Origin of the sequence: Pseudomonas sp. C5pp (assembly GCF_000814065.1) — a bacterium.
GTDB classification, from domain to species: Bacteria; Pseudomonadota; Gammaproteobacteria; order Pseudomonadales; family Pseudomonadaceae; genus Aquipseudomonas; species Aquipseudomonas asiatica.
Map to the genome: position 1 here is coordinate 1 of NZ_JWLN01000027.1, position 23,109 is coordinate 23,109.

A 23,109-nucleotide genomic window follows, 5' to 3' on the forward strand; every position below is an offset into this window, starting at 1 on the left:
GGGCCGCATAGCGGCCCCAATGGCCCTGTTTCCCCCTCACACGCCCAGCACCCGCTCAGCCTCATCCAACTCCTGCCCCCGCACCGTGGTCACCCGATGGTCTCGCGCCAGCAAGGCATAGATCGTCGGCAGCACGAACAATGTAAACAAGGTCCCCACCAGCATCCCGCACACGATCACTACCCCCAGGCCAAAGCGGCTGTTGGCCCCGGCACCGCTGGCAAACAGCAGTGGCAGCACGCCGAAGGTCATCGCCGCCGTGGTCATCAGCACCGGCCGCAGGCGTATCTGCGCGGCGCGGACGATGGCGGTGGCACGGTCGAGGTTGTCACGCACCTGGATCTCGTTGGCGAACTCCACCATCAGGATGCCGTGCTTGCTGATCAGGCCGATCAGGGTCACCAGGCCGATCTGCGTGTAGATGTTCAGCGTGGCCCAGCCCAGCGCCAGCGGCAGCAGCGCACCGCAGATCGACAGCGGCACGGTCACCAGGATGATCAGCGGGTCCACCAGGCTTTCGTACTGCGCGGCCAGCACCAGGTAGATCACCACCAGGGCGGCGAGAAACGCCCACATCAGGGCAAAGCCCTCCTGCACGTACTGGCGCGACTCCGATTGCCAGTCATGGCTGAAGCCAGGTGGCAGTTCGGCGGCAAGCTGTTCGAGAAATGCCACGGCATTACCCATCGACACACCGGGCGCCGGGATCGCCTGCAGGGTACTGGCGTTCTGCTGGTCGAACTGCAGCAAGCGGTTGGGCGCCACTTCGATGTCCAGGTGCACCACCGTGGCCAGCGGCACCAGGCTGCCGTTTTCGGCGCGCACGTACTGGCGGTTCAGCGCTGCCGGCGTCAGGCGCTGGTCCTGGATGCTTTGCGGGATCACGTCGTAGGAGCGCCCGAACAGGGCGAAGCGGTTGAGGTACTGTTCACCCACCAGCACACCCAGCGACTCGCCGATGGCCTGCATGCTGATGCCCAGGCTGGCCGCCTTGGCGCGGTCGATGCGCACCTTGACCACCGGGTTGTTGTAGTCGAGGTCGCTGTCCACCACGCTGAACAGGCCGCTGTCGCGGGCGCGCTGCTTGATCATCTCCATGGTCTGGTACAGCTCGGGGTAGTCCTGTGCGCTGCGCAACACCATCTGCACCGGCAAGCCACCGCTGGAACCCGGCAGCGAGGCCACCTGGAAGGCGAAGATGCTGCTGCCCTCGATGTCCGCCACGGCCTGCTGCAACTGCGCCTGCACCTGCGCGGCGGAACGCTCGCGGGCCTGCCAGGCGCTGAGGTTGATGCCGCCGAAACTGGCGGCCGGGCCGTCGGTGCCGTTGATGATCCAGGTGTCGGTGGTTTCGGCGAGGGACTTCATCACCTGGTCCAGCTTCAGGGCAAAGCGCTCCACATAATCCAGGCTGGCATGCTGCGGCGACTTGATGGCCGTCAGCACCGCCGCCTGGTCCTCGGGCGGGGCCAATTCGCGCTGCGGCAGCAGGTACAGCCAAGGCAGGCTCAGGCACACCAGAAGCGCCACACCACCACTGATCCAGCGATGCGACAGGGTGTAGGCGAGTACTCGCCCATAGGCCCCGGTCAGCATACCGAACAGGCGGTCGGCCATGTTGGCCATGGCGCCATGCTGCTGGCCGGGTTGCAACAACAGCGAACTCATTACCGGCGACAGGGTGAGCGCGACGATGCCGGACACGATCACCGCCCCCGCCAGGGTCAGGGCAAACTCACGGAACAGCGTGCCGGTCAGCCCGCCCATCAAGCCGATCGGCGCGTATACGGCGGCCAGGGTCAGGGTCATGGCGATCACCGGCCCGGCGATTTCCCGCGCCCCGGCCAGCGCCGCGGCAATCGGCGACATGCCCTCTTCGATATGACGGTGCACGTTCTCCACCACCACGATGGCATCGTCCACCACCAGGCCGATGGCCAGCACCATCGCCAGCAAGGTCAGCAGGTTCAGGCTAAAGCCGAACAGCAGCATCAAGCCCGCCGCACCGAGCATCGACAGCGGGATGGCCACCACCGCGATCACCACGCTGCGCAGCGAACCCAGACACAGCCAGATGACCAGCACCACGATCACCATGGCCTCCACCAGCGTGCGCAGCACCTCGTCGATCGAGGCGTCGATGAAGCGTGCGGTTTCGTAGGCCAGCGCCACCTCCACCCCGGGTGGCAGGGTCTGGCGGATCTGCGGCAGCAGCTGGCGAATACCCTCGACGATCACCAGCGGGTTGCCGGTCGGGGTGGGGAACAGCCCCAGGTGCACGGCGGGCTTGCCGTCCATGGTGGCGCTGGTCTGGGTGGCCGCCGCGCTCAGCTCGACGGTGCCGACATCGCGCAGGCGCACCAGGTCGGTGCCATCGTTGCGGATGATCAGCTCGCGGAAGTCCTCGACCCGGGTCAGGTCGGTGTCCACCTGGATATCGGCCAGCACGTACTGCCCACGCACCTGCCCCGGCGTCGCCTGGTAGTTGTTGGCACGCACCGCCTGTGCCACGTCGGCGGCCGTCACCCCGCGCCCGGCCATCTGTTCGCTGTCCAGCCAAAGGCGCATGGCCAGGCGCTGCCCGCCGAACGACTGCACCTTGGCCACACCGTCGATGCCGGAGAACTGCGGTTCCACCACCCGCGACAGGTAATCGCTCAGTTCGGGTATCGACAAGGTTTCGCTGGCAAAGCCCACGTAGGCCACCGCCGTGGAGTCACCTGCCGACAGCTCCACCACCGGGTCGTAGGCCTTTTCCGGCAGGCGATAGCGCACCTGGTTGACCTTGGCCATGGCCTCGGCAAGCGCCTGGGTCGAATCGCGGTTGAGCACCATGCGCAAGGTGATCAGGCTGTGCCCCTGCTGCGACGACGAGGACAGGTAGTCGATGCCTTCGACCGACGACACCGCCTGGGTGATCGGCTGGGTCACGAAGCCTTGCATCAGCTCGGCAGAGGCGCCCGGGTACTCGGTGCTGATGGTGATGGTGGAAGTTTCCAGCAGCGGGTACTGGCGGATCGGCAGCTTGCCCATGGCAAACAGCCCCAACAGGATGATCAGGCTGCTGACCACCAGCGCCAGCACCGGGCGGCGGACAAAGAGGTCGGTGAACTTCACGATTCCCGCCCTCCCTGGCTGGCCTGCAGACTGTCCTGAGCCACTGGCTCGACCGGCATGCCGTCGCTCAGTTTCAACTGGCCGGAAACCACCACCTGGTCACCGGGTGCCAGGCCTGAGGTGATCTCCACCCGCCCCTGCCAGCGCTCACCGGTAGTCACCCGCACCCGGCTGACCCGGGTGCCCTGTTCAGGGTCCCGGGTAGCGACGAACACCGTCTGCCCGTAGGCGGTGTAGGTGATCGCGGTTTCCGGCACGGCCAGCACGCTTGACGGCTGCGCGGCATTCAGGCGCACGCCGGCGTACATACCCGGCTGCAACTGCCCGCCCAGGTTCGGCAAGGCCGCCTGCACCTGCACCAGGCGCGCCTTGCTCACCACCGGGTCCACCGCGACCACCCGGGCCTGGAAGTCCTGCCCGCGCACCGCATCCACCGTCAGCGCCAGCAGTTGCCCCACGTGCACTTCGGGGGCGGCTTGTTCGCCCAAGGAAAAATTGACGTGCAGCTGGCTGATGTCGGCCAGGCTGGCGATGGTCTCACCGGCACTCAGGTACTGGCCCTGATGCACCCGGCGAATGCCGAGCTTGCCGGCAAACGGCGCGCGAATTGCCTTCTGCGCGATCAGCGCCTCGACATGCAGCAGCTCACCGCTGGCCACGTCCACGGCGGTGGCCGCATTGTCGAGCAACTCCTGTGACACGGCGTTCACCGCGCGCAGCTTGCGGCTGCGCTGCAGCACCACTTCGGCATTGCGCAGCCTGGCGCGCAACTGCACGCGCTGGGCCTGCTCCGGGGCATCGTTCAGCTGTACCAGCAATTGCCCTGCACTCACCCATTGCCCCGACTCGAAGGCGATGCGGGTGATGCGCCCCGCCGTCTCGGCCGCCACCTGTACCTGGTTGACCGCCTCCAGCTCCCCCGAAGCAAAGTTCTGCCGTGCCAGCTGCACTTGCTCGGCCGTGGCCAGCGCCACCTTGGTCGCCGGCCATGCCGCCGCAGCCGGCGGCGCCGAGCCACTTCCGACCAATGCATAGGCAGCGGCCAGCACACCTGCAACAGCGCCAGCCCAGGCCAGTAACGTCCTTTTGTTCATGCAGTGCTCCGATCATCAGGGAAAGCGGTTGCGGGGAAGATCGGGCAGGACTATAAGAGCTCGAGTTAACTTGAGGTCAACAGGCATGGCAGCGGACAACACACGGATGCTAACGGTAGGGGAAGTGGCCAAACGCAGCGGCGTGGCGGTTTCTGCGCTGCACTTCTACGAGACCAAGGGGCTGATCGCCAGCGTCCGTACGGCGGGTAACCAGCGCCGCTATCCTTCACTGGTGTTGCGTACGCTGGCCATCATCAAGGTGGCGCAGCGCACGGGTATTCCGCTTGACGAGATCAAGCAGGCCTTCAGCCGCTATGCGCCCAACAGCAAGCTCACGGCAGCGCAATGGGGCGAGATGTCGACCGCCTGGCGCGAAGACCTGAACGCCCGCATTCGTACTCTGGAAGCGTTGCGCGACAGCCTGGACAACTGCATCGGTTGCGGCTGCCTGTCGCTGGAAGATTGCCCACTGCGCAACCCCGAGGATGTGCTGGGCAAGGAAGGTACCGGGCCGCGGATTCTGGAGAAGAAGGCCCGATAAGGCATGCACTCCACTTTGTAGGAGCAGCCTTGTGCTGCGAAGAGGCCGGTACAGGCAACAGATACGCATTGTCATTACTGGCCTCTTCGCAGCACAAGGCTGCTCCTACAATTACCCGCTAAATCGATGAGCCATCTATTCCCATGGCTCAGTCGCCTTTGCCCAGCACATACCGGTCGAAATACTCGATGTGCTCGTCCAGGTTGTCCTCGAGCATCATCCGGTACTGCTCGCAGAAATACTTCAACAGCTCCTCCCGCGCGGCAGCCAGTTCGGCACCGGTCTTGAAACTGCGGGCACTCATCCAGGCATTGAAGCGCGAGGCGCCGAAGGTCAGTGAAGCGCTGACCTTGCCCAAGTCTTCGATTTTCTCTATCTGCTGGTTCGCCAGTTCGATATGCGCATCCGCGCGGTCGTAAAAAGCCTGATCGGTAGCTTGTGTCATTGCGGTTTTACCTTGTTGCTGCATTCAAATTAGGCACAGCGCCGTTTTACAGCGAAAGCTCACGACGTGAAACCGGCAACTCACCTTCATGAGATTGCCCGGCGTCCTGTTTCCCGGCCATGCGCGCCAACAGCAACTTGATGCACACCAGCAGCGGCGCTGCCACGGCGAACAGCAACGCCACAGCGATGAACGCCGTGTCGAAGGCGATCACCGCCCCTTGCCCCGTCACTGCCTGCGACAACAGGCTCATGGCCACTCGTCCAGCTGCCGGCGGGTCAATACCCTCAAGCCGCAACATCGACGTCACCGAATCAAGCCGTTCATTTACCGCCGTCGCGCCTGTGCTCACATGCGCACCAAGCGTCTGGGCATTGAGCACGCCATGCTGGTCGAGCAGCGTCTGCAATCCTGCCACCCCCAAAAGCCCACCCACCTGCCGCCCGGTATTGAAAAGTCCGATACCGCTGGCCACTCTGTGCCGGCCCAGCCTGCCAAAGGCAATCAGAGTAAGCGACAGAAACAGCAACCCCAGCCCGGCACCGCGCAGCATGACCGCGGCCATCATGTCGTGCATGCCACTCTCGCGGGTCGAGCCCGAAAGCATCCACATCGCCGCCATGATTGCCAGGATGCCAAACGGCACAGTGGCAAAAGGCGCGATACCACGCACCTGGATCAGGTACGCCACCCCCAGCAGCACGGCGATGAACACCACGCCACTGGGTAGAAGCAACAGGCCGGCGTCGGTGGCGGTGAAACCCAGCATGGACAAGGCAAAAGCCGGTATCACAAAGGCGCTGCCGAACAATGCCGCGCCAGCAACGAAGCTGACAATGAAGGCGAAGGTGAAATCACTCGACCGGAACAGACTGAAGTCCAGCAACCCCTGCCCATTACCCGTCAGTTGCTGGCCAAGCAACAGCAACAACGCCGCGCCACCGACCACGCCGGCCCAGCACATGTGTGCTGCCTCGAACCAATCCCAGCGGCTGCCCTGGGTCAGGAGGTAGGTCAGGCACAGCAACGCGGTGGCCGCCAGTACCCAGCCCGGCCAATCGAAGCACCGCCGGCCTGGCAGGCCATGGGTAGGCAGCTCGACCAGCAGCAACAGGCCGGTCGCCGCCAAGGTCAGCGGCGCAACGCTGAGAAATATCCAGGTCCAATCCTGGCTATCGATCAACCACCCCTGCATCGACGGCGTGAGTGCCGCTGGGGCGACCACCGCACCAATGGCGAACAAGCCTTGCAAGACCGGCTGCTGCCGCCGCGGGCAGGCAAGAAAGATCAGTGTCTGCCCCGCCACCAGCAATACACCGCCTGCCAGGCCTTGGCAGGCGCGCAAAGCCACCAGTAGCTCGATGCTCACCAATTGCGCCGCACCGACACAGGCCAACCCCATGGCCAAGGTCGCTCCGATGATCACCGCGCGCGGTGGCAGCCTGCCCAGCAGCCAGGGCGCGAACAGGAACCCTGCCAATTTGCAGGCGGTGTAAGCAACGTCCAGCCAGGCGAATTCATCCGGCGTGGCATGGGTATCGCCCATGATGTCGTTGCGCCCTATCGCCAGCACGCTGCTGGCGATGGCGTCGGTGAGCGCAGCCAGTACGATGCCAGCAACCAGCAGCCACCCTTTAAGCCACCTGACGCCCACCTTCCGGGTGCTCACGAGCCACCTCCGACCTCGATCCGCACTCGCGCCGACAGCCCCGGCACGATGCGCCCGGGCAACGGGTTGTGGGCCAGGCGAATCTTCACCGGCACCCGCTGCACCACACGCACGAAATTGCCCGTTGCGTTGTCCGGCGGCAACAGGCTGAACGCCGCGCCGCTGCCAGGTGCGAAGCTGTCTACCACGCCTTCGAGGCTGTCCTGCGGGTAGCCATCCAGGGTGACCCGTGCCCGCTGCCCAGGCTGGATTTGCTCCAGTTGGGTTTCCTTGAAGTTGGCCACGATCCATACCCCGTCGACCGTGACCAGATCGAGCAAGGCAGCACCCGGCATAACGAATCGTCCGACCCGTACCTGGCGATTACCAATCACTCCGGCAACCGGCGCCCGCACCACGGTATGTTCAAGCTCGATCAGCGCCAGGTCGCGCGCGGCCCTGGCCTGGGCGATAGCCGCCACGGCCGCCTCGCGCTGGGCATCCAGCACGGCGATACGCTGACGCTGAGCATCGAGTGTCGCCGCCGCAGCCTTCAGCGCGGCCTCGGCGCTGCTTCGGGCGGCGTCGGTCTGATCGACCAAGGCCTGGCTGATTGCACTGTACTGAATCAGCTTGCGGCTGCGCTCGTGGGTTTTGCTGGCCAGCTGCCGCTCGGCCTGGGCCGACTGGCGCTGCGCCTCGGCCTGGCGGACCTGCGCCTGCTGCAGGCGTGTCTGAGCGTCGACATCGCCAAGACGCGCCTCGGCAGCCTTCAGGTTGGCCTGCGCCTGGGCCAGGTGCGCACGGTAGTCGCGGTCATCGATACGGAACAACACGTCACCGGCCCTGACCTGCTGATTGTCCCCGACCTCCACCGCCGTCACGTAACCCGACACCTTGGCCGCCAGCGACGTTACATCTCCACGCACATAGGCGTTGTCGGTAAAGGCGGCGTCAGCAGAGCGCAACGTCAGCCAGCCCACAGCCAGCAACAGTATCGCTGCCACGCACAGCACGACGCCCACTATCTTCATCCGTGCAGGCTGCGGCATCACCGCCGCGCGGGCCTGCTCAGGTTCATGTGTGTTCATGATGCGTTGTCCTGTATTCGGCCCTGGTGGCATGGCACTGCCAACAGGGCCGAAGGCCTACTTCTCGCTCGGCGTGACCAGTACCGTCTCATTGCTGTCGAGCACGAACACGGCCATCAGCTTGGCCGGCTTGCTGTCGCTGGCGTTGGCACTGACGCCATGGAAAGCGCCCGGTGCCTCGTACCAGTTTTCGCCAGGTTTGTAGACCTTGGCTGGCTCGCCATTGACGCTGCTGCGCACTTCGCCTTCCAGCACCGTGGCATAGATGAATGCGGATTTCGGATGCCGATGCGCGGGCGACGCGGCCCCGGGGGCGTAGTCGACGATCACTCCGCGCATGCTTTTGCCTGGCACGTTGGGCAGTGGTCTGTCGAAGACCACGGTGACTTTGCTGACTGGCCGCTCGGCGGCGATTACCGGGGTTATGGCCAGCACGGTGAACGCGGCGGCCAGGAGGGGGCGGCTGAACATGAGTTTGCTCCTTCGTTTAGGGATAGGGGTTGAATCGCTCACTGGCGAGCCAGCCAGTCTTCGAAGCGGATGTTGCCAAGCCGCGCGCCGCTGCCGGGAGTCAGCGACTTGTCATCGAGCTCGGCACCGAAATAGCGGGCGTGCACATCCGGCACCACCTTTCGCGTATCGCCACGCAGGCGCAGGAAGCGGCGCACGAGCTCATCCAGTGGCGCGGCCTCTGGCCCGGCGACCTCCAGCGTGCCGAGCACGGGTGGCGCCAACGCCACATCGATCAGCGCCGCGACCACGTCATCCGCGGCCAAAGGCTGGAACAGCGCCGGCGACAGGCGAATCTCCTCTCCCACCGTCCCTGCCTGGGCAATGCCTTCGACGAACTCGAAGAACTGCGTGGCGCGCAGAATGGTGTACGGCAGCGCGGACTCCCTAATCAGCGCCTCCTGGGCGACCTTGGCCCGGAAGTAGCCATTTTCCGGCAACCGCTCGCTGCCCACGATAGACAACGCGACATGATGCTTGACCCCTGCAGCTTTCTCGGCTGCCAGCAGGTTGCGGGTGGACGTCTCGAAAAAATCGAGCACCGCCTGGTCCTCCCAGGACGGGGCATTCGCCACATCCACAACCACATCCGCACCGTTCATCGCCTCTGCCAATCCCTCGCGGGTGATGCTGTTCACCCCCGTGCTCGGCGCTGCCGCAACGGCATCGTGGCCGCGCTCGCGCAGGCCATCGACAAGCTTCGAACCAATGAGGCCAGTGCCTCCGATCACCACGATTTTCATTGGGGCTGTCTCCACGTTCACGACTGCAACCATTGCCGTCGTGGTGGTTCAAGCATGCGCCGCCGCCCTGTGCAGAGTCCTTGCGCACCGGCTGGATTTGCCTCCAGGCTTGCTTGAATTTCCGTCCAAACTGTTCAATCCACGCCCTGGCATGTGCAGCCAGCTTTGCGCTGCCGTATCATCGGCCCATACCACTGAACAGTCGCCTCGGACACGAAGCCTAGGGCGTGCGAGGGGATGTCACGTGCCATTCGAGTTTGACGACTATGTGCTCGACGAACAGCGCAGGGAGCTGACCCTGTGCGGGAAGGCCGTGGCCATCGGCCCGCAGGTGTTCGACCTGCTCTTGCAACTGGTCAGTCACCGCGACCAGGTGCTGGGGCGTGACGAGTTGTTGGCGCGCGTGTGGAACGGCAAGATCGTCTCGGAATCGACCATCACCAGCCATATCAATGCCGTGCGCAAAGCCATCGGCGATTCCGGTGAAGAGCAGCGCCTGGTACGCACGATCGCGCGCAAGGGCTACCGCTTCGTCGGCCTGGTCCGCGAGCCTTCCAGCAGCGCGGCACAGGCCCCATCCGAACCTGTTCCCGTCGCCTGCGGGCCTGCCCTGCCCGATAAACCGTCGATCACCGTGCTGCCCTTCCAGAACCTCAGCGGTGACCCTGAGCAGGACTATTTCGCCGACGGGATGGTCGAGGACATCATCGCCGCCCTGTCCCGCATTCGCTGGCTGTTCGTCATCGCCCGCAACTCGAGCTTCACCTTCAAAGGCCAGCGCATCGATGTGCAGCAGGTTGGCCAGGCACTGGGCGTGCGCTATGTGCTCGAAGGCAGCGTGCGCAAGGCTGGCAAGCGGCTACGCATTACCGGCCAGCTGATCGACGCCACCAGCGGCGAGCATCTGTGGGCCGAGCGTTTCGAGGGGCGGCTCGACGATCTGTTCGAGTTGCAGGATCAGGTGACCGAAAGCGTGGTGGGCGCCATCGCCCCGCAGCTGGAAAGGGCGGAGATCGAACGTGCCAAGCGCAAGCCCACCGACAACCTGTGCGCCTACGATTACTACCTGCGCGGCACGGCCAAGCTGCATAACGGCACTCGCGACGCCATCGCTCAGGCTCTACCGCTGTACTACCAAGCCATCGAACTGGACCCTGAGTTCGCTTCGGCCTATGGCATGGCGGCGTGGTGCTACTTCTGGCGCAAGCTCAATGGCTGGATGGATGATCGCGCCCAGGAAATCACCGAGGGTGCCCGGCTTGCGCGCCTGGCAGTGGAACTGGGGCGTGACGATGCCGTGGCGTTGACCCGCGGCGGCCATGCCCTGGGGCACCTGACGGGTGACCTGGACGGCGCGATAGCGCTGCTTGACCGGGCGCGCCTGCTCAACTCAAACCTGGCGCCGGCCTGGTACCTGGGCGGAATACTCAGGGCGTTACGCGGCGAGACACAGACCGCCATCGACAATCTCAAGCACGCCACACGGCTGAGCCCACTGGACCCGGAGATGTTTCGCATGCAGGTGGGCATGGCGTTGGCGCATTTCTTTGCCGGGCGGCTGGATGAGGCTGTGGAGTGGGCGGAAAAGTCGCTGGGGAATCTGCCCAGCCTGCTGGCGGCGGTGGCCCTGCTGGCGGCCAGCCATGCACTGAGCGGGCGGATGGACAGCGCGCACCGGGCGATGGAGCGCTTGCGAGCACAAGACCCAGGGCTGCGGGTGTCGACCTTGCGCCAGTGGCTGCCGATTTACCGCGATGAGGATCTGGCCCGATTTGCCGAAGGGTTGAGGTTGGCGGGGTTACCGGCTTGATCGGGGATGCATGAAACCCTGGCCTGGATTGCCTTCGTTGGAGTACCGAAGCTCCAGCTACAAATTTGTACCCGCCACCAGTGAACCTGGATTGAGGCGCACAGTCTTAGCCGAGCCCTTAATTCGGCCTTGCCGCCGTCATTCACCAGAGCCATTCACCCCATGCGCCAAGCAGTCCGTCGCTCCCCCTTTGTCTCGCTCTGCTTCATTCCTTTTCTTCCCCTGTTTGCCAACCCCGCCCATGCCAGCGGGGAAAGGCAACTGGTGGCAGCCATCAACGACTATCGCACCCAGCCACAACGCTGCGAGCGGCGCATTATCCGGGGCTCGACGCCGCTGGTGCTGAAGCCGAAACTGGCGTTGCCGGTCGGCTACGGCGGGGGTTTGCGGGAAGGATTGAAGGCTGCGGGGTATCAGGCGGTGAAGGTGCGGGCTATCCGTCTGGTCGGCGCACAAGATGCCGAGGAGGCGTTCGACATGCTGCGCAGCGACTACTGCACGGCCCTGCTCGATAGCCAATATGCCGATATCGGCGTCAGTCGCTCACGCAACGAGTGGCGGGTGCTGCTGGCTCGGCCCCTGCTCGATGCCCAGCTCGGCGATGGGCGATCGGCAAGCAAAGCGTTGCTGGCACAGGTGAACGCTGCACGGGCGAAACCACGCCTGTGTGGTCGCAAGCGCTTTGCCGCTGCACGCCCGCTGGCCTGGAACACCGCCCTGGGAACGGCGGCGCAGCGACACAGCCGGGCGATGGCCAACGATAATTTCTTCGCGCACCGCGACCTCGACGGTGATCTACCTGCGGATCGGGCATGGGATGCCGGCTACCGTGGGCGGCAGATCGGCGAGAACATTGCCGCAGGCCAAGGGTCACCGAGCAAGGCAATGGCAGGCTGGCTGGCCAGCCCCGGGCATTGCGCCAACCTGATGAACCCGATGTTTACCCAGGTGGGTGCGGCCTTTGCCGAGAACTCGCGTAGCGATAACGGCGTGTACTGGACGATGCTGTTCGGCGCGCCCTGACTGACTCAGGCTGCAGACCCCGAACGAGCCGCCGTTCAGACTTGCAGGCCACCCCACGGCCAGCCGCAGACGCCGGGGCTGGCCTGACGGATGCCCTACAGCACTTCGAACAGCCCTGCCGCGCCCATCCCGCCGCCAACACACATGGTCACCACCACGTACTTCACCCCGCGCCGCCTGCCCTCCAGAAGCGCATGCCCGACCATCCGCGCACCGCTCATGCCGTAGGGGTGGCCGATGGCAATGGCACCGCCATTGACGTTCAGCTTCGCAGGGTCTATCTGCAAACGCTGGGCACAGTACAGTACCTGGCAGGCGAACGCTTCGTTCAGCTCCCACAGACCGATGTCGTCCACGTTCAGGCCGTGCTGGTGCAGCAACCTGGGCACCGCCAGCACCGGGCCGATACCCATTTCCTCAGGAGCCAGACCGGCCACGGCGATACCACGATACAGCCCCAGCGGCGCCTTGCCCGACCTTGCGGCCAGTGCGCCTTCCATCAGCACGCAGGCACTGGCGCCATCAGACAGCTGGCTGGCATTGCCGGCCGTCACGCAGCCGCCTTCGACAACTGGCTTCAGCCCTTGCAGGTCTGCCAGGGTGGTCGCCGGCCGGTTACCTTCGTCCTGGCTGAGGCAGACTTCCTCATGGCTCACTGCACCGGACAGCTTGTCGACCACCTTCCTGCGTGCCGAGACAGGCACGATTTCATCGGCAAACAACCCCGCCGCCTGCGCCGCTGCAGTGCGTTGCTGCGACTGCAAGGCGTAGGCGTCCTGCGCTTCCCGGCTGATGCCATAGCGGCGGGCGACAAACTCGGCGGTTTGCAGCATCGGCATGTAGGCGTGTTCGCTCATTCGCAGCACGGCAGGGTCATAGGCCTCGCTGGCCAGCTGGTTGTGCACCTGCTGGACCAGGCTGATCTGCTCCTGGCCGGCGCCGATGGTCACCTGCATACCATCGACAATGATCTGCTTGGCCGCTGTAGCGATGGCCATCAGGCCCGACGCACACTGGCGGTCGAGGGTCTGCCCGCTGACCGATTGCGGCAAGCCGGCAGCCAGCGCCGACAGTCGGCCAGGATTGATCGCGGCGGTACCACTCTGCATGGCGGTACCCAGCACCAGATCCTCCACCTGCGCCGGCTCGATACCAGCCCGCTCGACGGCTGCCCGAATGGCGACGGCAGTCATGCTGGGGGTTTTCAGGTCGTTGAAGGCGCCACGCATGGCTTTGCCGATGGGTGTGCGGGCAGTGGCTACGATCACGGCGTCTTTCATGGTCGAAATTCCTCGGGGAGTAAAGGCTGCAGTTCGCTCAACACCTGCCGCAAGCGGGCAGGCACCGAAACCGGGCGTCGGCCCTGCCGGTCGACGAATACATGGACGAAGCGTCCGGTGGCGCAAGCCAGGGATTGGCCTTGGATGAATACGGCCAACTGGTACTGCACCGAGGTGTTGCCCAGCCGGCTTACCGCCAGGCCCACCTCGATGCCCTGCGGAAACGCTACAGGCGACTGGTAGTCGCAGGCCGAACTGACCACCAGCGCAATCACCGCGCCATGGTGGATATCCAGTCCGCCCTGCTCGATCAGCAGGCGGTTCACGGCGCTGTCGAAAAAGCCGTAATAGACCACGTTGTTCACGTGCCCGTAGGCGTCATTGTCATGCCAGCGGGTGGCGATTGGCGTGTAGTGCCGGTAGTAGTCACGTTGCCGATGCACACTCATCAGTAGGCAGCCTCGTAGATGGCCAGTGCATCGGCCTGGGTGACTTCACGCGGGTTGTTGACCAGCAGGCGCTGCTGTTGCATGGCATCTTCTGCCAGTTGCGGCAGGCGATGGCGCGGAACATCGGCATCACGCAGCCGCCCAGGCAAACCGCAGCGGGCGCCCAGCGCGGCCAGTTCCTCGACGAACTGATCAGCCCGCCGGTACAGGTCGCCAGGCTGCAACCGTGCGCCCAACAGGGGCACCGCCAGCTGGGCATAGTCCGTCACCGTCACGGGCAGGTTGAAACGCAGCACATGCGGCAACACCAATGCATTGGACAGGCCATGGGGAATGTGGAAGTGCCCACCCAACGGATAAGCCAGCGCGTGCACCGCCGCCACCGGGGCATTGGCAAACGCCTGGCCGGCCAGGCAGGCGCCCAGCAGCATGGCCTGACGCGCATCCAGATTGCCGCCATTGTGCACGGCCTGATCCAGGTTTTCCGCCAGCAGCCGCAGCGCCTCGCGCGCCAGCAGGCTGGACAGCGGGTTGCGCTTGAGGCGGCTGGTATAGGCTTCGATGGCATGCACCATGGCATCGATACCGGTTGCGGCGGTTACTGCCGGGGGCAGGCCGAGCGTGCAGACGGCATCGAGTACCGCCAGGTCCGGCAGCAGCAGCGGCGAGACGATGCCCATCTTGCTGGTGGCGCCGGTGGTGACGATGGCGATCGGCGTCACCTCCGAACCGGTGCCGGCCGTGGTCGGCACCTGGATCAACGGCAGGCGTCGGCCCTTGGCCTTGTCCATGCCATAGAGTTCGGCAAGCGACTGGTTGCAGTCGCGGTGGGCCAGCAGCGCGACCAGCTTGGCAACATCCATCGAACTGCCGCCGCCAAAGCCCACCACCAGGTCGGCACCGATATGCCGGGCCCGCTGGGTGGCTGCCAGTACACAAGCTTCGCTGGGGTCGGCGGTAACCTCGCTGAAGATCGCCACGCCGACCTTGGCCGTCGTGAATCCCGGTAGCAGATCATCGAGCATGCCCAGGCGGGCGATACCGGGGTCACTGACGATCAGCACGCGCCGTGCGCCGCGCTCGCGGCACAGAGTGGCAAGGCGCTGCACCGCGCCCGCTTCGCAGAGGATCTGCCCGGTAGTGGCAAAACTGAAAGGCTGCATCTGGCTCTCCTTGTCGTCGTTGGCCCTGCGTCAGAAGGCGAAGTCACTCGCTGGCAGTGCCATGAGGCAATCTGCACCGCCCAGCAGGGCTTCGCGGTGCGCGGTGGCGCGGGGCAGGACGCGTCGCCAGTAGAACTGCGCCGCGTGCAGCTTGGCCCGGTAGAAATCCGTTTCGGCACTGCCGCCAGCCAGCGCCGTCTCGGCGCGCACGGCCGCCTGCAGCCAAAACGCTGCGAGCAGCACATAGGCCGAGTAGGCCAGGAAGTCCACCGAGACCGCGCCCATTTCCTGAGGGTCACGCTGGCAAGCCTCGACTACATGGCCTGCCAGCGCACGCCATTCCTCCAGGCGCTGCCCGACCGCTGTCGCCATGGCATGCAGACCACCACCGACACCAGCCGCCTCGACATGCAGGGCCAGTTCATCGACCAGCAAGTTCAGCTCGGCCCCGCCGTCGCCCAGCAGCTTGCGGCGCACCAGGTCGAGAGCCTGGATGCCGTTGGTGCCTTCATAGAGCTGGGTGATGCGGCTGTCGCGCATCAACTGCTCCATGCCCCACTCGCGGATATAACCGTGTCCGCCATATAGCTGCACGCCAAGGCTGGCGACCTCCTGCCCGACATCGGTGAAAAACGCCTTGACGATCGGGATCAGCAGTGCCGCCCGCCGGGTTGCGCCCATGCGTGCCTGATCGCTAGCCGCTGCGTGCTCCAGGTCGAGCTGCCGGGCGGTATAGATGGCCAGCATTCGGCAGCCCTCGGTGAGGGTTTTCTGGGTCAGCAGCATGCGTCGCACATCCGGGTGGACGATGATCGGATCGGCCGGCCTGTCCGCCGCCGCCGGGCCGGTCAGCGCGCGCGATTGCAAGCGCTCGCGTGCATAGGCCAGCCCCCCCTGGAAGGCCGCTTCGGCAATGCCCAGCCCTTGCAGGCCGACTTGGAAACGGGCGTCGTTCATCATGGTAAACATGCACGCCAGGCCTTGGTTGGCCTCGCCTACCAGCCATCCCTGGGCACCGTCGAAATTCATCACGCAAGTCGAGGCGCCCTTGATGCCCATCTTGTGCTCCAGCGCGCCACAGCCCAACGCGTTGCGTTCGCCGCCCGGCAGCAGCTTGGGCACCAGGAACAGGCTGATGCCCCGCACCCCGGCCGGCGCATCGGGCAGGCGTGCAAGTACCAGATGAACGATATTGTCGGTCAGGTCCTGTTCGCCGCCACTGATGAAGATCTTGCTGCCTGTGATGCGATAGGAACCGTCGACCTGCGGCTGGGCACGGGTGCGCAGCAAGGCCAGGTCGGTGCCGGCCTGCGGCTCGGTGAGGCACATGGTGCCGGCCCACTCGCCACTGACCATGCGCGCCAGATAGGACTGCTGCAGCGCCGGGCTGCCATGGCGATGCAAAGCCAGCACGGCACCTTCGGTGAGGCCGGAGTAGATGCGGAACGACAACGACGCGGCCATCAGCATTTCGTGGAAGCTGGCCGAGGCCATTTGCGGCAGGCCCTGCCCGCCGTAAGCCTGCGGCCCGGTCATGCTGGCCCAGCCATGGGCCACGTATTGCCGGTAGGCGTCGCGGAAACCATCGGGCGTGATGACCTCCCCATCAGCCAACTGGCAGCCCTGCTCGTCACTGTTGCGGTTGAGCGGAGCGACTACCTCGCCGGTAAAGCGCGCGGCCTCTTCCAGTATGCCGTCGAGTGTGTCGCGGTCCAGTTCGATACCCAGCTGCTGACAATGGGCGGCAACGTCAAACAGCTCGTGCAGCACGAAGCGCATGTCGCGCAAGGGAGCCTGGTAGTTCATGCCTGAACCTCCGGCTGCTGCTCGAAACGCTTGCCGTTGGCCACCAGCGTGCAGAGCAGAGCGGCCGGGCGCCAGTGCTCGCCCAGTACGCTTTGCAGGTATTCCAGCCGAGCCAGGACGAATGCTGCACTCTGGTCATCGGCCCAGCGCATCGGGCCACCTGTGGCCGCAGGGAAGCCATAGCCGTTGAGCCACACCCGGTCGATGTCGGCGCTGCTGGCAGCGATGCCTTCCTGCAGAATCTTCGCGCCCTCGTTGACCAGCGCCAGCAGGCAGCGCTCGACGATTTCCTCGGCGCTGATGCCCCGGCGTCGGTAACCCAGGTCGTTGGAAATCTTGAGCACCAGGGCGTCGACCTCGGGGTCATGCTCGGCCTGGCGGCTGCCAGGTGCATAACGGTAATAGCCCTTCCCTGTCTTCTGACCCAGCCGGCCCAGATCACACAGCGCATTATCCACTTGCACCAGCGGATCGTGCATGCCCTGCCTGGCCAGCTGGCGGGCACGCCATTCCAGGTCGATACCGACCACGTCGTACATGCGGAACGGGCCCATGGCAAAACCGAACTGTTGCAGCACCGCATCCACCTGATGCGGCAGCGCACCTTCGAGCAGCAACTTGCGCGCTTCGGCCACATAACTGCGCAGCATGCGGTTGCCGATGAAACCGGGGCAGTTGCCGGCCACTACCGCCACCTTGCCCAGGCGCTCGCCCAGCGCCAGGGCGGTATGGAGCACCGCCTGGTCGGTGTGCGCGCCGCGCACTATCTCGAGCAGCTTCATGACATGCGCGGGGCTTAAGAAATGCAGGCCCAGTACGTGCGACGGTCGCCGGGTCACCGCCGCGATCGCGTCGATGTCCAGCGCCGAGGTGTTGCTGGCCAGGATCGCCTCCGGTTTGAGGTGCTGGTCCAGGGCCCGGAAGATTTCCTGTTTCAGTTCAAGGCTTTCATACACTGCCTCGATCACCAGATCGGCCTGGGCCAGCGCGGCGTAGCCATCCACCGCCTGCACTCGCGCCAGGCAGGCTTCGGCCTCGGCCTGGGTGACACGCTGCTTCTCCACCTGCTGGGTCCAGGCCTGGCTGACCATGCTCAGGCCAGCGTCCAGGGCTGATGCGTTGCTGTCGAGCCACAGCACCGACAGCCCGGCACTGGCGAGGCTGATGACAATGCCGCGGCCCATGGTACCTGCGCCTATCACGGCCACCTGGTTGATCGGAAAGGGGGTATTCACGCGCAACGCTCCTGCTTGTTGTAGGTATGAGGACAGGCATCACCCTAAGCAGGCCGCAGGTATTTTTGAAATTTCAATTTCGTATGCCATATATTCTGCCCATGAATATTTCCAACTTCGATCTGAACCTGCTGCGGGTCTTCGACATGTTGCTGCGCGAGCAGAACGTCTCACGGGCGGCTGAACGCCTGGCCCTGACCCAGCCCACTGTCAGCAACGCCCTGGCGCGGTTGCGCGACCAGCTGGGCGACCCGCTGCTGGTTCGTGTGGGCCGGCGCATGCGCCCTACGCCACGGGCGTTGGCGCTGGAAGGGCCGATTCGAGCGGCGCTGCAACAAATCGAGCAGACCCTGGCCACTGGCGATGCCTTCGAGCCACGGCGCAGCCACCGTCAACTGCGCATCGCCCTCACCGACTTCGTCGAACAGTTGTGCATGCCACCGCTGCTGGCACGCCTGCAGGTACTGGCCCCGCACTTGCGCATCGATGTGGTGCACCTGGCTCCCAACCTGCCGGCCGAAGCGCTGGACCGCGGCGACCTCGACCTGGTACTGGGGCGCTTCGATGAGGTGCCGGCACGTTTCAGCCGCCGCCCCTGGAGGCGTGAAACCCTGCAAGTCGCGCTGCGCCAGAAGCATCCGCAACTGGCGCCGGACCAGGCACTGGATCTTCAGGCGTTTCTTGGTTTGCGGCACATCTGGGTACACGGTGGCCAGACCCGCGGCATGGTCGACCAATGGCTGGCCGAACAAGGCCTGACCCGGAAAATTGCTTACACCACCCCCAACTACCTTCAAGCAGCGCATCTGGCCGCCGCCACCGAGATGTGCGTGGTGCTGCCGCGGCAACTTGCGCAGCAGTTCGCCAAGTTGCTGCCCTTGGCCGTGCACGAACTGCCCTTCGCCCTGGAGCCGTTCGAGCTGGAACTGGTGCACCTGACCCATCGTCGGCACGACCCCGCCCTGGCCTGGCTGGTGGAGCAGATCCTGGAGCTTCCGCCTGCCTGAGGCCATCAGCAAATGCGATGGCAACCATGCCGCTCTGGTATTGGCTGGTGCCCGAACCCGTCCCCTACAGTGGTCCGCCACCATAACAACAAGGACACACCATGCGCTTCCCACTGTCGATGCTGGCGCTCGCCCTGCTGGCGCCCCTCCCGAGCCTGGCCACTACGGCGGCAAAGGATGCCACCCCGGCCACCCACGCCAGCAACCAGCAATGGCTGCAACGCCTGCCTTTCGATGACCACGGGGATTTCGAAGCGGCCCGGCGCGGGCTGCTTGAACGCTTCGACGGGCCGGTCGCGACCGCCGATGGCAAGACTGTGTGGGACCTGGGTCAGTATCGTTTTCTCGACCCGACGCAGGCCCCGGCCACGGTAAACCCGAGCCTGTGGCGCATCGCCCAACTGAACACCATCGCCGGCCTGTTCAAGGTCACCGAAGGCATCTACCAGGTCCGCGGCCTGGACTTGGCCAACATGACCATCGTTGAAGGCCAGGACGGGCTGATCGTGCTCGATCCGCTGCTGGCCGTCGAAACCGCAAAGGCCGGCCTTGAACTGTATTTTCGGCACCGCCCGCGCAAGCCGGTGACCACGCTGATCTACACCCACCCGCACATCGACCATTTCGGCGGCGCGCGCGGGGTGATCGACGAGGCGGACGTAAAGGCCGGCAAGGTCCAGGTCATTGCACCCGAAGGCTTCTTCGAGCATGCCATCGGCGAAAACGTGCTGGCCGGCCCGGCCATGAAACGCCGCGCCCAGTACATGTACGGTGCCCCGCTGCCCCGCGGGCCACGCGGCCAAGTGGATGCCGGCCTGGGCAAAGGGGTGCCGGCCAACGCCACCGTCAGCCTGATAGCGCCGACGCTGGAAATCAGCCAGCCGCTGCAACGCATGACCCTCAGCGGCGTGGACGTAGAGTTCCAGTTGACCCCTGGCACCGAAGCGCCAGCGGAGATGAACATCTACTTCCCTGGGCTCAAGGCTCTGTGCATGGCCGAGAATGCCACCCACGTGCAGCACAATGTTCTGACCCTGCGCGGTGCGCTGGTACGCGACCCGAAAGTCTGGGCGCACTACCTGGACCAATCGCTGTTGCGTTACGGCGACCAGGCCGAGGTAGTGTTCGCCCAGCATCACTGGCCGACCTGGGGCGGGCCGGCAATCCGCGAGTACCTGGCCGACCAGCGCGACATGTATGCCTTCATCGATAGCCAGACCTTGCGCCTGATCAACCAGGGCCAGACACCAATGGAAATCGCCCAGAGCCTGGCCAACCTTCCGCCGCGCCTGGCCAGCAAGTGGTACAGCCGCGACTACTATGGCTCGCTAAGCCATAACGTACGTGCGGTCTACCAACGCTACATGGGCTTTTACGATGGCAACCCGGCCAACCTCGACCCACTGCCGCCGCAAGCTGCCGGCAAGCGCTACGTGGCGGCAATGGGTGGCGCCGATCAGGTGCTGGCCCAGGCACGCCAAGCCTTTGCCGAAGGTGACTACCGCTGGGTCGCGCAGCTGGTGAACCATCTGGTATTCGCCGAACCAGACAATACCGCAGCGCGCGAACTGCAGGCCGATGCGCTGGAACAGCTGGGTTACCAGAGCGAGAACGCTACCTGGCGCAACGCCTACCTCAGCGGCGCCCAGGAGCTGCGCGGTGGAATAGCCGCCGCCACCGGCAGTGGCGGCAATGCCGACGACATGGTGCGGGCACTGACCCCAAGCCTGTTCTTCGATTACCTTGGGGTACGGGTGGATGCCTTCAAGGCGGCGGAGAGCGACCTGAGCATCAACTGGCGCTTCACCGACCTGGGTGAAGACTATGCCCTGACCCTGCGCAACGGCGTGCTCACCCATCGCGACCTGGCTCGTCACGCCCAGGCCAATGTGCAGGTGAGCATGAGCAAACAGACATTGGACCGCATTGCCCTGAAGCAGACCGGGTTCCTCAAGGAGGCCACGCTGGGCGAGATCTCCATCGAAGGTGAGCGGGTGAAGTTCCTGCGTTTCATGGGCGGCCTGGAGAACGCCGATTCCCGTTTCAACATCGTGACCCCCTGAGCGCCGGCATCTTCGCCGGCAAGCCCGCTCTCACAGGTACCGCAATGGCGTCTGGATTCACATCGTATCTGTGGGAGGGGTTTCAGCCCCCGTTCGCCAACCGGTACAACCCTGCCAGCGCCATCAGGCACACCGCGCTACCCAGTGCCATTACCGGCAGAATCGCAGGCTGACCGCGCTCGGCCCGCAACATCGCCAGCCCCTCGCTGTAGCGCCGCCCCTGACGGGTCAACAGCGTCAGCGTTGCGAAGCCGACTACTGCCGCCAGCGCCAGGTCGCCCTGTCGCAAAGCCAACCCCGCGACCGCCACCAGCGCCAACCAGGTACGCCGCCAAGCCAGTTCGGTGCGTTCGGCCTGCAAGCCCGGATCAGGCATGCCAGCGCGGCCACAACACGACAGCGGCCATCAACGCCGCGACCAGGCAACCCAGCGCCAACAGCGGCACCAGCGCCGGCAGCGGCAATGGCCGGAGCTGACGCAAGGCACGCTCCACCCGCAGCCAGCGCAGGCAGGCGCCGGCGCTCAGCAACATGCTCAGCAACATCAGGCTGCCGACAAGCCAGAGCCGAAGCGGCGCCTGCAGGGCCTGGCCGGCAAAGGTCTCGATGGCAATGCCACCTCCCAGCAACGCCAGCGCGGTACGGATCCAGGCCAGGAACGTACGCTCGTTGGCCAAGGTGAAGCGAGGGTCGGGCGCCTCGCCCTGCCCCAGCAGACGCCGAGCCCAGTCCGGCCGTGGTTCAAAGGCGTCCATCAGCGCACGCCAAAGCTGCGCAGGGCGCCGGGAGAAAAATACGAAAGGCTGGTGCGAACATTGAAGTCGAACGGGCGACGTTGCTCGTTGATCAGCCCCGACGCATGGTAGCGGCCACTCTTAAGGTCATAGGTGACCTCCATTGCGTTGACCGCCACCTCGCCGCCTGGGTGGTAGAAGCTGTGGGCCTGTGATGTACGCCACAGATGGCCGCCAGCATCGTAGCTGTCGGTTTCGAGAATGGCCCAGGTGTCTTCGTCCACATAGAAGCGTCGCTTGGCGTAGATGTGCTGTGCGCCGGGCTTCAGCGTCGCCTCCACCACCCACACCCGGTGCAGCTCGTAGCGTGTGGGCGCCGGATTGACATGACCAGGCCTGATCAGCTCGGCATAGCGCAGCTCGGGCGATGCCAGGCGGTAGCTGTTGTACGGCACGTGCAGGGCCTGCTTGCCCAGCAGCTTCCACTGGTAACGGTCGGGGGCGCCATTGAACATGTCGCGGCTGTCGGCAGTACGCAGGCCTGCGGTGCCTGGCCCCGTGGTGTCGTAGGCGATGTTCGGCGCGCGCCGCACACGCCGCTGACTGGCACTGTAGACCCAGGACAAGCGGGGCTCGGCTACCTGGTCAAGGGTTTCGTGAACCACCATGGCATCACCGGCAAGCCGTGATGGTGCCGTCATGCGGTAGGTGAAGTAATACAACACATTGCTTGCACCCAGCCCACCCAGGCCTTCCGGGCGGGCTACATCCTGGCGCGCGCTCATCAGCACGAAGCGGCCGTTCTTGAACGGTGTGACGCTGTCGGACATCTGAATGTAACTGGCATTGCGGTGCCGGGTCAGATGGTTCCAGATCACCTCCAGCCCGTTGTCCGGCCGGGGAAACGCAATCACTCCATTGAACCCGCGCAGGCCGTTGCCCTGGTCATCCAGCTGCGCCTGCGCTGCATTGCGGGCGGCCGAGGCGGCGACGCCGGCAGGCACCGCGACACTGCGATGGGTGGGGTAGACCGGCAGTTCGAAGGTGTGCGGGAAGCGCTTGAGCAAGGCTACCTGGCCGTCGGAAAGCTGGCCCTGGTAACGCCGATAGTTGGCCGCCGTGATCCGGTACAGCGGCTGCTCGGCGGCATACGGATCCAGCGGCGTGCCGTTGTCACCCAGGCGCTGCTGGGCGACGCTCAACCCGCCTTGCCAGGCCGGGATACGGCCGTCCGGGCTGGCCGCGCGTTCGGCGCCCACAGGGGTCAGGTTGTCTGGCAGGCCTGTCGCAGCCAGTGCGCCGCTGGCCCAGAACAGGCCGATCATCACCATTCGCATATTCATCATCATG

Annotated in this window: 20 protein-coding genes; 5 read left to right on the forward strand and 15 right to left on the reverse strand. The window is 65.0% G+C overall.

Features of this window, described 5'->3' with window-relative positions; genetic code table 11:
- Nucleotides 1-36: 36 nt before the first annotated feature.
- Both RR51_RS20315 and RR51_RS20320 read right to left on the reverse strand, forming a co-directional pair.
- A complete protein-coding gene (locus RR51_RS20315; RefSeq protein ID WP_039614510.1) occupies nt 37-3,117 on the reverse strand; it encodes a MexW/MexI family multidrug efflux RND transporter permease subunit in 3,081 nt (1,026 codons plus the stop codon).
- The gene (locus RR51_RS20320) at nt 3,114-4,211 is read right to left on the reverse strand and encodes an efflux RND transporter periplasmic adaptor subunit (protein WP_039614511.1); all 1,098 of its coding nucleotides are present in this window, start codon (nt 4,209-4,211) and stop codon (nt 3,114-3,116) included. Before RR51_RS20320 ends, RR51_RS20315 begins: the two co-directional genes overlap by 4 nt.
- Nucleotides 4,212-4,296: 85 nt before the next feature.
- Here RR51_RS20320 and soxR point away from each other — a divergent pair, with 85 nt between their 5' ends.
- Nucleotides 4,297-4,752, forward strand: a complete 456-nt coding sequence (soxR, locus tag RR51_RS20325; RefSeq protein WP_039614512.1) for a redox-sensitive transcriptional activator SoxR — start codon at nt 4,297-4,299, stop codon at nt 4,750-4,752.
- A 148-nt stretch (nt 4,753-4,900) separates the two neighbouring features.
- Here soxR and RR51_RS20330 read toward each other — a convergent pair whose 3' ends face one another.
- The 5 genes from RR51_RS20330 to RR51_RS20350 are packed head-to-tail and all read right to left on the reverse strand — an operon-like array spanning nt 4,901 to nt 9,189.
- Nucleotides 4,901-5,197, reverse strand: a complete 297-nt coding sequence (locus RR51_RS20330) for a DUF3144 domain-containing protein (RefSeq protein WP_039614513.1) — start codon at nt 5,195-5,197, stop codon at nt 4,901-4,903.
- A gap of 46 nt (nt 5,198-5,243) precedes the next feature.
- On the reverse strand, nt 5,244-6,866 hold the full coding sequence (locus tag RR51_RS20335) for an MFS transporter (RefSeq protein ID WP_236693285.1): 1,623 nt from the start codon (nt 6,864-6,866) through the stop codon (nt 5,244-5,246).
- Entirely contained in the window at nt 6,863-7,936 is a 1,074-nt protein-coding gene (locus tag RR51_RS20340; protein WP_039614514.1) for an HlyD family secretion protein, read from the reverse strand. Before RR51_RS20340 ends, RR51_RS20335 begins: the two co-directional genes overlap by 4 nt.
- A 57-nt stretch (nt 7,937-7,993) precedes the next feature.
- Nucleotides 7,994-8,407: a cupin domain-containing protein gene (locus RR51_RS20345; protein ID WP_003260184.1), complete on the reverse strand. Its 414-nt coding sequence runs from the start codon at nt 8,405-8,407 to the stop codon at nt 7,994-7,996.
- Nucleotides 8,408-8,445: 38 nt separating this feature from the next.
- A complete protein-coding gene (locus tag RR51_RS20350) occupies nt 8,446-9,189 on the reverse strand; it encodes an SDR family oxidoreductase (RefSeq protein ID WP_039614515.1) in 744 nt (247 codons plus the stop codon).
- Nucleotides 9,190-9,433: 244 nt separating this feature from the next.
- On the opposite strand from RR51_RS20350, the gene RR51_RS20355 reads away from it, so the two are divergent.
- Both RR51_RS20355 and RR51_RS20360 read left to right on the forward strand, forming a co-directional pair.
- Nucleotides 9,434-10,999, forward strand: coding sequence for a winged helix-turn-helix domain-containing tetratricopeptide repeat protein (locus RR51_RS20355; RefSeq protein ID WP_039614516.1), 1,566 nt, complete (start codon nt 9,434-9,436; stop codon nt 10,997-10,999).
- A gap of 162 nt (nt 11,000-11,161) precedes the next feature.
- Entirely contained in the window at nt 11,162-12,022 is an 861-nt protein-coding gene (locus tag RR51_RS20360) for a CAP domain-containing protein (RefSeq protein ID WP_039614517.1), read from the forward strand.
- A gap of 95 nt (nt 12,023-12,117) precedes the next feature.
- On the opposite strand, the gene RR51_RS20365 is transcribed toward RR51_RS20360, so the two are convergent.
- From RR51_RS20365 to RR51_RS20385, 5 genes are read right to left on the reverse strand one after another with little or no spacing between them, the layout of a single operon-like run.
- Nucleotides 12,118-13,302 (reverse strand): acetyl-CoA C-acyltransferase, encoded by a 1,185-nt coding sequence (locus RR51_RS20365; protein ID WP_023663031.1) that lies wholly within the window; start codon nt 13,300-13,302, stop codon nt 12,118-12,120.
- Nucleotides 13,299-13,751 (reverse strand): acyl-CoA thioesterase, encoded by a 453-nt coding sequence (locus RR51_RS20370; RefSeq protein ID WP_039614518.1) that lies wholly within the window; start codon nt 13,749-13,751, stop codon nt 13,299-13,301. Before RR51_RS20370 ends, RR51_RS20365 begins: the two co-directional genes overlap by 4 nt.
- Nucleotides 13,751-14,914, reverse strand: a complete 1,164-nt coding sequence (locus RR51_RS20375) for an iron-containing alcohol dehydrogenase (RefSeq protein WP_039614519.1) — start codon at nt 14,912-14,914, stop codon at nt 13,751-13,753. Before RR51_RS20375 ends, RR51_RS20370 begins: the two co-directional genes overlap by 1 nt.
- Before the next feature lie 30 nt (nt 14,915-14,944).
- Nucleotides 14,945-16,720, reverse strand: coding sequence for an acyl-CoA dehydrogenase C-terminal domain-containing protein (locus RR51_RS20380; protein WP_039614520.1), 1,776 nt, complete (start codon nt 16,718-16,720; stop codon nt 14,945-14,947).
- On the reverse strand, nt 16,717-17,955 hold the full coding sequence (locus RR51_RS20385) for a 3-hydroxyacyl-CoA dehydrogenase (protein WP_039614521.1): 1,239 nt from the start codon (nt 17,953-17,955) through the stop codon (nt 16,717-16,719). Before RR51_RS20385 ends, RR51_RS20380 begins: the two co-directional genes overlap by 4 nt.
- An 83-nt stretch (nt 17,956-18,038) precedes the next feature.
- Between RR51_RS20385 and RR51_RS20390 the strand changes: the two genes are divergently transcribed.
- The gene (locus tag RR51_RS20390; RefSeq protein WP_039614522.1) at nt 18,039-18,962 is read left to right on the forward strand and encodes a LysR family transcriptional regulator; all 924 of its coding nucleotides are present in this window, start codon (nt 18,039-18,041) and stop codon (nt 18,960-18,962) included.
- Between the two features lie 101 nt (nt 18,963-19,063).
- On the forward strand, nt 19,064-21,025 hold the full coding sequence (locus RR51_RS20395; RefSeq protein WP_039614523.1) for an alkyl/aryl-sulfatase: 1,962 nt from the start codon (nt 19,064-19,066) through the stop codon (nt 21,023-21,025).
- An 82-nt stretch (nt 21,026-21,107) separates the two neighbouring features.
- Here the strand turns inward: RR51_RS20395 and RR51_RS20400 are convergent, their stop codons facing one another.
- From RR51_RS20400 to RR51_RS20410, 3 genes are read right to left on the reverse strand one after another with little or no spacing between them, the layout of a single operon-like run.
- Nucleotides 21,108-21,401, reverse strand: coding sequence for a DUF202 domain-containing protein (locus tag RR51_RS20400; RefSeq protein WP_039614524.1), 294 nt, complete (start codon nt 21,399-21,401; stop codon nt 21,108-21,110).
- Nucleotides 21,394-21,780, reverse strand: a complete 387-nt coding sequence (locus RR51_RS20405; RefSeq protein WP_039614525.1) for a YidH family protein — start codon at nt 21,778-21,780, stop codon at nt 21,394-21,396. The genes RR51_RS20400 and RR51_RS20405 overlap by 8 nt, the downstream gene beginning before the upstream one ends.
- Entirely contained in the window at nt 21,780-23,090 is a 1,311-nt protein-coding gene (locus tag RR51_RS20410) for a DUF1329 domain-containing protein (protein ID WP_081014001.1), read from the reverse strand. Before RR51_RS20410 ends, RR51_RS20405 begins: the two co-directional genes overlap by 1 nt.
- Nucleotides 23,091-23,109: the final 19 nt, after the last annotated feature.

What these genes read in the sequence shown, in the direction of transcription:
- RR51_RS20320 (WP_039614511.1), bottom strand. Translation starts at nt 4,211, where the DNA reads ATGAACAAAAGGACGTTACTGGCCTGGGCTGGCGCTGTTGCAGGTGTG.
- soxR (WP_039614512.1), top strand. Translation starts at nt 4,297, where the DNA reads ATGGCAGCGGACAACACACGGATGCTAACGGTAGGGGAAGTGGCCAAA.
- RR51_RS20330 (WP_039614513.1), bottom strand. Translation starts at nt 5,197, where the DNA reads ATGACACAAGCTACCGATCAGGCTTTTTACGACCGCGCGGATGCGCAT.
- RR51_RS20340 (WP_039614514.1), bottom strand. Translation starts at nt 7,936, where the DNA reads ATGAACACACATGAACCTGAGCAGGCCCGCGCGGCGGTGATGCCGCAG.
- RR51_RS20345 (WP_003260184.1), bottom strand. Translation starts at nt 8,407, where the DNA reads ATGTTCAGCCGCCCCCTCCTGGCCGCCGCGTTCACCGTGCTGGCCATA.
- RR51_RS20350 (WP_039614515.1), bottom strand. Translation starts at nt 9,189, where the DNA reads ATGAAAATCGTGGTGATCGGAGGCACTGGCCTCATTGGTTCGAAGCTT.
- RR51_RS20360 (WP_039614517.1), top strand. Translation starts at nt 11,162, where the DNA reads ATGCGCCAAGCAGTCCGTCGCTCCCCCTTTGTCTCGCTCTGCTTCATT.
- RR51_RS20365 (WP_023663031.1), bottom strand. Translation starts at nt 13,302, where the DNA reads ATGAAAGACGCCGTGATCGTAGCCACTGCCCGCACACCCATCGGCAAA.
- RR51_RS20370 (WP_039614518.1), bottom strand. Translation starts at nt 13,751, where the DNA reads ATGAGTGTGCATCGGCAACGTGACTACTACCGGCACTACACGCCAATC.
- RR51_RS20375 (WP_039614519.1), bottom strand. Translation starts at nt 14,914, where the DNA reads ATGCAGCCTTTCAGTTTTGCCACTACCGGGCAGATCCTCTGCGAAGCG.
- RR51_RS20380 (WP_039614520.1), bottom strand. Translation starts at nt 16,720, where the DNA reads ATGAACTACCAGGCTCCCTTGCGCGACATGCGCTTCGTGCTGCACGAG.
- RR51_RS20390 (WP_039614522.1), top strand. Translation starts at nt 18,039, where the DNA reads ATGCCATATATTCTGCCCATGAATATTTCCAACTTCGATCTGAACCTG.
- RR51_RS20395 (WP_039614523.1), top strand. Translation starts at nt 19,064, where the DNA reads ATGCGCTTCCCACTGTCGATGCTGGCGCTCGCCCTGCTGGCGCCCCTC.
- RR51_RS20400 (WP_039614524.1), bottom strand. Translation starts at nt 21,401, where the DNA reads ATGCCTGATCCGGGCTTGCAGGCCGAACGCACCGAACTGGCTTGGCGG.
- RR51_RS20405 (WP_039614525.1), bottom strand. Translation starts at nt 21,780, where the DNA reads ATGGACGCCTTTGAACCACGGCCGGACTGGGCTCGGCGTCTGCTGGGG.
- RR51_RS20410 (WP_081014001.1), bottom strand. Translation starts at nt 23,090, where the DNA reads ATGGTGATGATCGGCCTGTTCTGGGCCAGCGGCGCACTGGCTGCGACA.